Origin of the sequence: Gilliamella sp. W8126 (genome assembly GCF_016102185.1) — a bacterium.
GTDB lineage: Bacteria > Pseudomonadota > Gammaproteobacteria > Enterobacterales > Orbaceae > Gilliamella > Gilliamella apis_A.
On the sequence record NZ_JACFPE010000001.1, the window covers coordinates 406,666 to 418,440 of the forward strand.

14 protein-coding genes are annotated in these 11,775 nt (G+C 34.1%); 4 read left to right on the forward strand and 10 right to left on the reverse strand.

The window, feature by feature from the left end; all coding sequences use genetic code 11:
* Window positions 1-27 precede the first annotated feature (27 nt).
* On the reverse strand, window positions 28-657 hold the full coding sequence (gene gmk, locus H3S74_RS01835; protein ID WP_198247087.1) for a guanylate kinase: 630 nt from the start codon (window positions 655-657) through the stop codon (window positions 28-30).
* Window positions 658-886: 229 nt separating this feature from the next.
* On the opposite strand from gmk, the gene H3S74_RS01840 reads away from it, so the two are divergent.
* Complete coding sequence (locus H3S74_RS01840; protein WP_198247088.1) at window positions 887-1,582, forward strand: AzlC family ABC transporter permease; 696 nt, start codon at window positions 887-889, stop codon at window positions 1,580-1,582.
* Window positions 1,579-1,902: an AzlD domain-containing protein gene (locus H3S74_RS01845; RefSeq protein ID WP_198221615.1), complete on the forward strand. Its 324-nt coding sequence runs from the start codon at window positions 1,579-1,581 to the stop codon at window positions 1,900-1,902. The genes H3S74_RS01840 and H3S74_RS01845 overlap by 4 nt, the downstream gene beginning before the upstream one ends.
* Window positions 1,903-1,962: 60 nt before the next feature.
* Here the strand turns inward: H3S74_RS01845 and H3S74_RS01850 are convergent, their stop codons facing one another.
* The 8 genes from H3S74_RS01850 to H3S74_RS01885 form a co-directional block, all read right to left on the reverse strand.
* Entirely contained in the window at window positions 1,963-2,862 is a 900-nt protein-coding gene (locus H3S74_RS01850) for a heme biosynthesis HemY N-terminal domain-containing protein (RefSeq protein WP_110448121.1), read from the reverse strand.
* Between the two features lie 10 nt (window positions 2,863-2,872).
* Window positions 2,873-4,291, reverse strand: coding sequence for a uroporphyrinogen-III C-methyltransferase (locus H3S74_RS01855; protein WP_198247089.1), 1,419 nt, complete (start codon window positions 4,289-4,291; stop codon window positions 2,873-2,875).
* A gap of 22 nt (window positions 4,292-4,313) precedes the next feature.
* Window positions 4,314-5,048: a uroporphyrinogen-III synthase gene (locus H3S74_RS01860; RefSeq protein WP_198247090.1), complete on the reverse strand. Its 735-nt coding sequence runs from the start codon at window positions 5,046-5,048 to the stop codon at window positions 4,314-4,316.
* Window positions 5,048-5,965 carry a hydroxymethylbilane synthase gene (gene hemC, locus H3S74_RS01865; RefSeq protein WP_198247091.1) on the reverse strand — a complete coding sequence of 306 codons (918 nt, stop codon included), beginning with the start codon at window positions 5,963-5,965 and terminating at the stop codon, window positions 5,048-5,050. The genes H3S74_RS01860 and hemC overlap by 1 nt, the downstream gene beginning before the upstream one ends.
* A gap of 118 nt (window positions 5,966-6,083) precedes the next feature.
* Window positions 6,084-7,451, reverse strand: coding sequence for an adenylosuccinate lyase (gene purB, locus H3S74_RS01870; protein WP_198247092.1), 1,368 nt, complete (start codon window positions 7,449-7,451; stop codon window positions 6,084-6,086).
* A gap of 30 nt (window positions 7,452-7,481) precedes the next feature.
* Window positions 7,482-8,132 carry a high frequency lysogenization protein HflD gene (hflD, locus tag H3S74_RS01875; protein ID WP_198247093.1) on the reverse strand — a complete coding sequence of 217 codons (651 nt, stop codon included), beginning with the start codon at window positions 8,130-8,132 and terminating at the stop codon, window positions 7,482-7,484.
* Window position 8,133: 1 nt separating this feature from the next.
* The gene (gene mnmA, locus H3S74_RS01880) at window positions 8,134-9,252 is read right to left on the reverse strand and encodes a tRNA 2-thiouridine(34) synthase MnmA (RefSeq protein ID WP_198247094.1); all 1,119 of its coding nucleotides are present in this window, start codon (window positions 9,250-9,252) and stop codon (window positions 8,134-8,136) included.
* Between the two features lie 216 nt (window positions 9,253-9,468).
* Window positions 9,469-10,155, reverse strand: a complete 687-nt coding sequence (locus tag H3S74_RS01885; protein ID WP_110448114.1) for a LexA family transcriptional regulator — start codon at window positions 10,153-10,155, stop codon at window positions 9,469-9,471.
* A gap of 155 nt (window positions 10,156-10,310) precedes the next feature.
* On the opposite strand from H3S74_RS01885, the gene H3S74_RS01890 reads away from it, so the two are divergent.
* Entirely contained in the window at window positions 10,311-10,538 is a 228-nt protein-coding gene (locus H3S74_RS01890) for a helix-turn-helix domain-containing protein (RefSeq protein ID WP_110448113.1), read from the forward strand.
* Between the two features lie 54 nt (window positions 10,539-10,592).
* Here the strand turns inward: H3S74_RS01890 and tpiA are convergent, their stop codons facing one another.
* Window positions 10,593-11,357 (reverse strand): triose-phosphate isomerase, encoded by a 765-nt coding sequence (gene tpiA, locus H3S74_RS01895; RefSeq protein WP_110448112.1) that lies wholly within the window; start codon window positions 11,355-11,357, stop codon window positions 10,593-10,595.
* Between the two features lie 100 nt (window positions 11,358-11,457).
* Here tpiA and zapB point away from each other — a divergent pair, with 100 nt between their 5' ends.
* Complete coding sequence (zapB, locus tag H3S74_RS01900) at window positions 11,458-11,703, forward strand: cell division protein ZapB (protein ID WP_110448111.1); 246 nt, start codon at window positions 11,458-11,460, stop codon at window positions 11,701-11,703.
* Window positions 11,704-11,775: the final 72 nt, after the last annotated feature.

The following is an 11,775-nucleotide window of genomic DNA, read 5'->3' on the forward strand; positions in this document are numbered from 1 at the left end:
TCGGCGATATTGGTTCGTTAAATTGAGTTAATATTTCGCAGCTAATAGAGCGGCTAATAGCTGTTGATGTGCTATAGCTTGTTTGCTTTGTTCAAGACTAGCACTAGTCATAATGGCATTTAATGACCTTAGTGATTCATCAAAATCATCATTGATAATCACATAATCATATTCATTGTAATGTGAAATTTCAGATTGAGCTTTATGCATTCTTTTGCTGATCACCTGCGCATCGTCTTGACCTCGTTTGATGAGTCGATTTTCAAGTTCTTTCAATGATGGCGGTAAGATAAAAATACTTTTTGATTCGGGCATTTGCTGCCTAACTTGTTTCGCCCCTTGCCAGTCAATATCTAAAAAAACATTAATACCTTGCATTAAAGATTGCTCAATTTCGGCTTTAGATGTTCCATAATAGTGATCGAATACATGCGCATATTCCACGAAAGCATTCTGTTCAATTAATGATTCAAATTCTTGATTATCAACAAAATAGTAATGTTCACCAGGCTGTTCTCCAGGTCTTGGTTTTCTTGTCGTATGAGAAATAGAAACTTTTGCTGGATGGCGATTTTCTTGTGCTAAATAGGCACGAATAAGACTTGATTTACCAGCACCACTTGGTGCCGAGATAATGAATAAAGTACCCGTATACATAAATAATATTACCGTTTTTTAATAAGATAATGAGTGATTTTTATTGTCACAAATAGTCGATAGGCGCTATTATAGCAAAATTTGCTTATTGTATGTGGCTTATTGTTACATCTAGATTTTATTATTAGCAATCAATTATATAACGAATAATGTAGTATAGAAATTGGATCAACATTATTACAATTATTAAATATATTAGATAGCAATTTATTTCATTAAGGAAAGGAAAATGTCTTTAACATTTAAAGATGGTGTACAAGCGTGTATTCCAACTTTATTGGGTTATATTGGAATAGGTATTGCCGCAGGTGTTGTGGGTAAAGCATCTAACTTATCGGTATTAGAAGTGACTCTCATGGCAATTATTATTTATGCTGGTGCATCACAATTTATCATCACCGGTTTAATGATGGTAGCAACACCAATAACAGCGATTATTTTTACGGTGTTTTTAGTTAATTCACGGCATTTTTTGATGAGTATGGCTACCGCACCGGCATTTCGTCGTTTCTCATTATTGAATAATGTTGGTATTGGCAGTCTATTAACTGATGAAAGTTTTGCAGTAGCCATGAATGCTATTGCTAATAAACAACCCGTAAATCCAGCCTGGATGCATGGACTAAATATAACCGCTTATTCTGCGTGGATATTATCATGCTTAGTTGGGGCATTGATTGGTGAATGGTTACCCAATCCAGCACAATTTGGATTAGATTATGCATTAGTGGCGATGTTTATTGGTTTACTTTATTTACAGTTAACAGGTGATAAATCTAAAACAGTTCTTAATCGTGTTATTGCAATGTTGACAGTCAGTGTGATATTGATTTTTTTATTACGTTTTATCTCATCAGAAATGGCGATATTATTTAGTACTTTTGCAGGTTGCTTTATGGGGATTATTGTGGAGCGTAAAGCATGAGTATTTATAGTATATTAATCATTTTGGGTAGTGGTTTGGTGACTTGGCTACCTCGGGTTATCCCTTTCTTATTAGTCAGAAAATTGCAATTGCCTGAAGTAGTCATTCGTTTTTTATCCTATGTACCTATTTGTATTTTAACTGCACTATTTGTTGAAAATCTTTTTATAGTTAAACAAGGCGAATTTCCTAGTTTTAATGTTGAATATTGCTTAGCTGCAGTGCCAACTATTGGTATTGCTGTTTTGACTCGTAACCTAATGTGGGTCGTTATTGTTGGAATGAGTAGTATGGCATTAATTCGCTATTTTATTATCTAAGTTGATTTTCTTATTCCAACAAAAACAGGGCTATTGCCCTGTTTTACTATTTAATTTTTTTTAGGTTCTTTCTTTTTGTTCTAATCTTATAATGCTTTTAGTCAACTTCTCCGCTTCGGCTGTTTGACCTAATTGATTTAAATAGTTGGCCATTGCTTTCTGATTAGCTAAGTTATTGACGATAACTTTTGGTTGTTGTTTCCACCATTTGATTAAAGCAAGTGGATCACTATTGGTTGATAATTGTTTGATACGACCAATATAGGCTGCTTGTCTAAATTGATCAAGTTGAGAGTCTGGATAAGCTTTAGTTTTATACATGATCGGTAATAAATCAATAACCGATTGATAATCTTCCGTTTCATAATAGAGTTGATCTGCTAATCTCAAGATTTCAACATTACGCGGTTTTTCGTTTAATAATTTTTCAATTGTGATTTTAGCTGCACTATATTCATGATTTTTGAGTTGTAGACGAATTTGTACCAGTTGAAAAGCAAATAACTCTTTTGGTTGGCAACATTTTGCCGCCTCGACTAAAGATTGATTGGCGGCGATTAATTGGTCTGCATCAATTTGTGCTTGAGCTGCAAGTAAATAAGATAAAGTTGAGCTTTTTGCACCTTTGGCACTTTTCATAAATAGTTTAGCGGCTTGTTGATAATCACCTTGTAAAAGGTAAAATTGCGCTTGTTCAACACGTTTAACCGATTTTTTCGGTGATTTTAATCTTAACCATTCACCTAGAGCAGTTTTTGAGTTGAAGATTTTTTTACATATTTCATAAACTAAATACAGGACAAGTAATCCTAACAATTGTAATATGACAAATGAGTTAAAAGACATACTTATTCTATATTTAGCAACTTCAAATACCGCTGACCCTTGATGGCCTTCAAAAATAGGGCCAAGGAAAAATCCACCGACTAATACTAAGAAAATAATGAGTATTTTTAACATTATTATTCTCCTATTTACCTAATGCTGATTTGACTCGGGTTTGCATTAATTTTTCAAGCTCAATAATGCTGTCGAGTTTATCGGGGATATTTTGATTACTAATCGATTGTTTTTGTAAACTATCAAGATCATTTAAGAACAATTTAACTGCTGATGCATTACCATCGAAATAAGCATTAATCCAAGTCGAAGCATCATGTAAAGCACGTTGATATATGAGTTCTTGATGTCTTGGTACTGCCTGTGCCGCAATTAATAACCGGAAACGAATATTTTCACGAAGATACAGAGTCTGTTCTAAACTTAAAGGTGTTTTTAAAATTTGACATCTAACAATTTGCTTTTCATCATTACCAGCCTTATCTAAACAAGTGGCAAAATGGTTATCTTTTGCGTCAAGTTTTTCAATTTTGATAAATTTGTCCATAAATTTTTCGGCATTGACAAGTAAATTATCTGACCAATCATCTATTGATGAGCTAACATTATCATTTTCAGCTAAGTTCGATGACGGTTTATTACTTGTTGAAACCTCATCTGCGGTTTTAATTTCATTTTGGTTAACTGCCTGCGCAGCTTCTTTATAATTACCGACTAAAGGTAGGTCTGTTAATGATTCAGATAAACCTAATAGCTTAATAATAATTCCATCCGCATCAATAAAACTTATTTGTGATAAGGCATTAATATCTTTGCTAATGGCTTGTCTTGCGGCTAATAGACTTGGATCATTGGTTTTGGCCAAACTTTCGTCAGCACTTTTTAATAATAGACGGGCACTGGTATAATCTTGGTCATTCCAAATTTTTCTACCAGCAAGATGGACTAAATAGTTAGCCTGTGAAATTAACCAAACATTATTATCAAGTGTGGATAGGGCTGATAAACGTTCATTAATAGTATTTAAGTTTTGTTCGTTAAACTTAGTTGCATCGTTAATTTGTATGCTTAATTGTTGTTGAATCTTTTGGTTTTCATTTAATTGGCGATCAACACGCTGTGATAAAGATGTAAACTGTTGGTTTTGTTGATTGACGGCATCATTAATATTACTTTGCAAGTCATTAATTATGCTAGCTTTAGTATTTTGCTTTAAGTTTGCAACTTCTGTTTGTAAGGTGGCAATCTTTCGCATTTGATTTTCAATTTGTTTATATCCTTGGAAATAAACAAATCCACTTAGACAAACTGTTAATGCTATGGCAAGTATCGACAGTTTTGATACTGGTGTCTGGGATTTACTGCTATTAACCGATGAATTGGTTGGTTGTTCGATTTTTGGACTAGAAGTTTTTTTGATTGGTTCTTTTTTATCTACGTTCATCGTCTTTTTCGCTTCTTTGTTTGCATTAGGTATAGGCGGTTGACTAAATGAAGTGGTGCTGATGTTTGAAAGTGTTGCATTGGCACCATAATATTTTGCTGGCATAAATTAACCTCATTTAGATTTTTTAAATATTTTTGGCATTATGACATAGAGTTATCATTGTTTTAAATAAAAATTGATTATTTGCACTAACAATTTTTAAAACTTTTTGCCAATTTAACTGTTTAGCTTTTGTAAAAATTCTCTCACTGGTTACGATTAGTTGCGCTTCATTCTTATGTTTATTTTGGCAGTAAATATCTAGTTGTAATAAGTGATCAACACTTGTAATTAATATGATTTGTTGGGCAATATTTTCGGCTAATATGTTTGGTTTATAAGTGATAGTTTGACGAGTATAGCATGCAATTGTTTTCACATTAACTGTTTGCAATTTTAACTGCTGAGATAATTGTTGACCGCCATTATCCCCACAAAGAATTAATGCATTATGACCACTTATTGCTTGTTGATTTAATAATGATAATAATCCGGCACTATTTTCTTCATTAGGGTAATCAACATGAACGTTATTTTGCTGACTAAATAATTCGGCAGATTTTTTGCCAATAGCAAAATAACGAAGGTGATTAGGTAACCTGAGATTGGGCAGATGTTGTTTAATCATATAAGTGACTTGTGGTGAAACAATAATAACCATATCACCTAGATTAAGATTATCCAATTGTTGCTGTAAATGCCTCAGATCTTGACCAGCTAAGATATTAAAAAAAGGGAGATGTATTGCTGATACACTGGCTTGATTTAATAATCGGGTTAAATTATCCCCTTCGGGGGAAGGGCGAGTAATATAAATCATTAGTTAATTAGTTCCGCTAATATTTTATCAGCGCCTTTAGCTAATAATTTTGCAGCCAATTTTTCACCTAAGCTCTCGGCTTCTTTGGCAGCTCCTGTTATACTAACTTTAATAATTGTTGAACCATCTAGACTGCCAACTAAACCATTTAAGGTTAATAAATTGTTATTTAAAAGACTTTGACAGGCAATAGGCACTTGACAGCCACCTTGCAATGCCTGATTCATTGCTCTTTCGGCTTGAATACAAATTCGGCTATGTTTATCATCAAGTGGCGCAAGTAATTGCAAGATTGTTTCATCATTGATTCGAGTTTCGATACCAACTGCACCTTGGCCTACCGCGGGTAAAATTAAGTCAGTATCAATGTATTGCTTGATTCGTTCCTGTAATCCTAGTCGTTTTAAACCAACCGCAGCTAGAATTATGCCATCATATTCTTGATTATCCAATTTTGATAAGCGCGAACCAACATTACCACGTAAATCCTTGATTATGAGATGTGGATATTTAGCCCGTAATTGACATTGACGTCTTAAACTTGAGGTGCCAATGATAGCTCCATCAGGTAAATCATCTAAACATTGATATTGATTTGATATGAATGCATCGCGAACATCATCTCGTTGACAAATTGTAGCAAGTGTTAATCCTGTAGGAAATTGAGCTGGAATGTCTTTAATAGAATGAACGGCAATATCAGCTTCATTATCTATTATGGCTTGTTCTAATTGTTTGACAAATAACCCTTTACCACCGATTTTCGATAGCGGACTATCCAATAGTACATCACCTTTAGTTACCATTGGGATTAGTTCAACGGTTAAATCTTGGTGGATAGTCATTAATTGTTGTTTAACAAAATTAGCTTGCCAAAGGGCCAAGGGACTTTTTCTTGTTGCGATGCGGATTTTCAATGATGCTCCCTATCTACCGAATTTTAAATATTTTTGTTGTTATAAGTCATTCAACATAAATTGATTAGCCTAAAACTCATTATGTTTGAGATTTAGGCTGCGACACTCATTATGTCAGTTATAATTCATCAACAAAATTAATGGCAAAACCAATGTAATTTGCTGGGGTTAGCTGTTTTAAACGAGCTTTTTCATGTTCAGGTAACGCTAACGAATCGATAAATTGTTGCATTCCTTGTGCATTGACACGTTTACCTCGCGTTAATTCTTTTAATTTTTCATATGGTTTTTCGATACCATAACGACGCATCACGGTTTGAATTGGTTCAGCTAATACTTCCCAATTTCGATTAAGTTCATCAAGCAGATACTCTTGATTTACTTCAAGTTTATTTAGACCTTTGAGTGTTGACTGATAAGCAATAATCGCATAACCAATACCTACTCCGAGATTACGTAATACCGTTGAGTCGGTTAAATCTCGTTGCCAACGAGAAATAGGTAATTTACTACCAAGATGACTCATAATTGCATTAGCAAGGCCCAAATTGCCTTCTGAATTCTCAAAATCAATTGGGTTAACTTTATGTGGCATAGTTGAAGAACCAATTTCACCAGCAACGGTTTTCTGTTTAAAATGATTTAAAGCGATATACCCCCAAACATCACGATCAAAATCAATCATAATTGTATTAAAACGGGCAATACAATCAAAATATTCAGCAATATAATCATGTGGTTCAATTTGGGTAGTATATGGATTCCACTGTAATCCTAATGAAGTTACAAATTCCTCACTAAATTTATGCCAATTGATTTGTGGATAAGCAACCATATGCGCATTATAATTACCTGTAGCGCCATTGATTTTACCTAGGATTTCAATTGACTCTAATTGTTTTAACTGTCTTTTTAATCGATAAGCAACATTGGCAAATTCTTTACCGATGGTAGAAGGCGTAGCTGGTTGTCCGTGTGTTCTTGATAATAATGGTAAGTCACGATAAGTCTTAGCTTGCGTAGTGATGATAGTAATTAATTTGTTCCAGTAAGGGATAAGAACTGTGTCTCTGGCTGTTTTTAACATTAAAGCATAAGATAGATTGTTGATATCTTCTGATGTACAGGCAAAGTGGATAAATTCATTAATAGCTTGCAGTTCTTCGTTAGTGTTAACTTTTTCTTTTAAGAAATACTCAACAGCTTTAACATCATGATTTGTTGTCTTTTCGATTGTTTTGATGCGTATTGCATCTTGTTCATTAAAGTTTTCAACAATTTCATTAAGGTGCTTAGTAGCTTGCTCACTTAGCGTTGGTACTTCAAGAATATCTGCTTGTTTAGCGAGTTTTTGTAGCCATCGAACTTCAACTTGCACACGATATTTTAACAAACCATATTCACTAAAAATGGTGCGTAATTCTGTTGTTTTGTCACCATAACGACCATCAATTGGTGATAGGGCGGTAAGAGCAGATAATTCCATCGGTTTTACTCCGTTGCTATTTTTTTAAATTTAATAACTTTGTTGATTAACATCTTTTAATAATTCTTGTGCTGCATTACATATTCGTTTACGACCCAGCAAAATTTGCCAGCGACTACCACCAACTTGGTACCATAAAATGGCGGAACGAACACAACCTAGTAGTGAAGCTCTAACTTTGGCTTGCACTAATGAATTTTGTAAATACTCAGCTTTACCTACTACTTTGATTTTGGTTGATAGAGGACTGATAATATCCGAATAGATTCCCGCTAATGAATAAGAGAGATCATCAACATGATTACCAATTGTCTCCTGATTCATATCTGAATAAAGTCCAGATATCCGTTGTAAACGTTGATCTATTTTTCCTAATGCATCATTATTTTTTAAAAGTTTGCTAGTGACACTTAATGCACCAAACAAATAACGGATGATTTCAACTTGTTGCTTTTGATTGGATGATAGTAGTGAGATAAGTGTTTCAAGACCAGTTTTAATATTGATAATACCATCATAAACATCATCAGTGGTTTTTGGTGATGTATTAAATATGCTTTTAATTGCTATTTGATAAAGCGTATTGTTACAACCCCCTGTATTAGCAAGTTGGGGAATAAGTGACGCACTTTGTGTTACGCCGGCAAGGGCTATTGCAATATGATGGTATTTACTATTCACTTTAATGCTCCTTACTGCTTACAATTCGTTCCTCAATAATACCGCCACCAAGGCAGACTTCATCTTGATAGAATACCGCTGATTGCCCTGGTGTTACTGCTGCAACAGGTTGTTCAAACATTACTTGAATTTTATCTTGTTCTAATGGTGTGACACTACAAACAATATCTTGTTGACGATAACGAGTTTTTACTGTGCATTGGAAAGGTTTTGTCACAACTTTACGATCAACCCAGTGTAGTTGTTGAGCAATTAATCCATCCGAAAACAAAGCAGGATGATCATGACCTTGGGCTACAATTAATTCATTATTTTTTATGTCTTTGTCAACAACATACCATGGCGTATCATCGGCTTGTTTTAGACCACCTATACCAAGTCCTTTACGTTGTCCTAATGTGTGATACATTAGACCTTGATGTTGACCAATAACTTCACCGTCTACAGTACGAATCACTCCTGATTGTGCGGGTAAATAACGAGCTAAAAAGTCACTGAATTTTCTTTCACCAATAAAACAGATCCCTGTTGAGTCTTTTTTTGCTGCTGTTGCTAGGCCCAGTTTTTCGGCTATTTTTCGTACTTGTGGTTTTTCCAGTTCACCAACAGGAAATAAGCTTTGTCTAATTTGATTTTCACTCAGCGTATATAAAAAATAACTTTGGTCTTTATTGTTATCTATACCGCGCAGTAATTCGACTTTATTTCCATTTTCTCGCTTGCGAACATAATGACCGGTAGCGATATAATCAGCGCCAAGATCTTCGGCTGCATATTCAAGAAAAGCTTTAAATTTGATCTCTTTATTGCACAGGATATCAGGATTAGGCGTTCTACCCGCTTTATATTCGGATAAAAAATGTTCAAATACGTTATCCCAGTATTCGGCAGCAAAATTGATTGTGTGTAATTTGATGTTTAATTTATCACAAACTGCTTGCGCATCGGCTAAATCGATCGCCGCTGAACAATATTCTTCAGTGTCATCTTCTTCCCAATTTTTCATAAATAAACCAACAACATCGTAACCTTGTTGTTGTAATAAATAAGCAGAAACGGAAGAGTCTACGCCGCCAGACATGCCGACAACGACTTTTTTTCGAGTGTTTATATTTGGCATAATAACTAAATCAATGGGCAAAAATTTTGTGATAATTTTAGCATAATTATGATGAAATGTATAAGGCTATGCAAAAGAGGGATATGGATTAGATTAACAAATTTTGATTAATAGTTGTCTGCTGATGTTTATTCGCAGAAAAAAATAATTATAGTTTAAAACTCCATTGATAATATCAATGGAGTTAAAATTAGAAATAGCTTTATCATGGTGATATTAATTAAGATCTTTTAGTAAATAGACTACATGACCGATTATTTTAAAATCGTCCTGTTCTTTTCTGTCAACCACCATAGCTGGATATTTAGGGTTATCTGAAATTAAAACTAAGTTAGCACCTTGATTTTGAATACGCTTGATACTTATATGCTCATCATACTGTACCGCATAAAGAAAACCATCAATAGGTTTAGCATAAGCTTTATTGATAATAAGGATATCATGATTTGATATAGTTGGTTCCATACTATCACCCTTAGCCCAAACAGCGACTAGATTATCAACTTCACAACCATGATGTTTGATTAAGGTGATATCAAATGGAATTGTTTCCAAAACTGAAAATGCACTATTTGTTTCATTGAGATGATGAAATGGAATATCAATAGAACCTTTACCTTGGCTTTCTGGAAGTAAACGACATTCTCCCTTTCCTGTCACAAGCCACTCGATTGGTACATCGCATTTCTGAGCTATTGTTGCCAATCTATTTAGCGATGGATAGGTTTTACCACATAAATAATCTCGTATTACTGCTTCAGACATTCCTACTTTTTTTGCAAAAGCGTTTCCTGAGAGACCTTCTAAAACAATAGTTAATCGATTTTTAAAGTTTATTACTCCCGTACTGGTTAGTGCTCGTGTTTTTTCTTGATCTGACTGTTTTTTTACTTTATTTTCCATTGTTTTTTATTCCATTTCTAGATATTTTTTTGTTTTTATTATTTTAATTCGTTTTTTTATATGTTATTCTTTGTTGGTAACTTGTTATCGCTTTAGTCGCGTAATACCGATAATCTTTACAATAGCAAAAAATTTAACCAATAGAGGATCTCATAATGAGAGAACAAGATCAAGACTGGACACCATCAAGAGTAGTAGGTGAGATTAAAATTCGAGGTGGAAATTTAAGAGCTCTTTCACGTTCAAGTGGTTTACAGGCTGATACTTTACGTAATGCATTATATCGACATTGTCCTAAATATGAACGTATTATCTCTGAATATTTACAAGTACCTGTTGAGCAAATTTGGCCATCTAGATACGAAAAGAAGGTTAAAAAATAAGTTACAATTGTATTACTGAGTAGAAAAAGACGCCTAAGATAGGCGTCTTACGTTTTATTTCTTAGCTTGTTCTGCTGCTTTAACGATTGCTGCAAATGCATCAACTTTTAATGAAGCACCACCAACCAAAGCACCATCAATATCCGGTTGTGTAAATAGTTCAGCTGCATTTTTATCATTAACTGAACCACCATATTGAATGATTACTTGTTCAGCTACAGCTGCATCTTGTTTAGCAATATGATCACGGATAAATTTGTGAACAGCTTGTGCTTGAGCAGGAGTTGCAGATTTTCCTGTACCGATTGCCCAAACTGGTTCATAAGCAATTACCGCACCGTTAAATGCTTGTACACCTAATGCATTAATGACAGCATCGATTTGACGAGCACATACTGCTTGAGTTTGGCCAGCTTCGTTCTCAGCCTCAGTTTCACCAATACAAAGTACTGGTACTAAACCTGCTTCTTTTAATACACCAAATTTTTGCGCAATAAATTCATCAGATTCTTTGTGATAAGTACGACGTTCAGAATGTCCAATAATAACGTGAGTTACGCCGATTTCTTTTAACATAGTTGCTGATACTTCACCAGTATAAGCACCAGAAAGATGAATACCGACATCTTGAGCGCCTAAAAGAATGTTTGAGCCACCTAATTGGTGTGCTACAAAATCTAAATAAACGCTAGGCGGTGCAATTGCAATGCCACAGTTGGCATCTGTTGATAGCTCATTTCTTAATCCTGTGACTAAGTCTTTTGCCATACCGATACTACCATTGAGTTTCCAGTTACCCATAACGAGAGGTTTTCGCATATTTTTCTCCAACTTAAAATTTAAAAAGGTGTTGATTTCAGAATGAATTGGTTATAATACTACTTATTATACACCAAATAAATTGAGCTTGAGGAAAAATATGTCATTAGAAATATTGAATCAATTAGAAACTAGAATTCAAAACACTGTTAACACCATTAATACATTGCAACAAGAGATCGCTAGATTAAAACAAGGCAATCAAGAACTTGAACAATTAATTAATGATAGTTCTGATGAAATGAAAGCATTACGTGATGAAAATGAAAAATTAAAACAAGACCAACAAATTTGGCAGCAACGGATTCAAACTCTTTTAAATAAAATTGGTGAAATTACCCAGTAAGCGATTTAATCGATTTTAAACGCGACTTATGTCGCGTTTCTTTTATGACGAACCAATATGTGAAAATTAAAT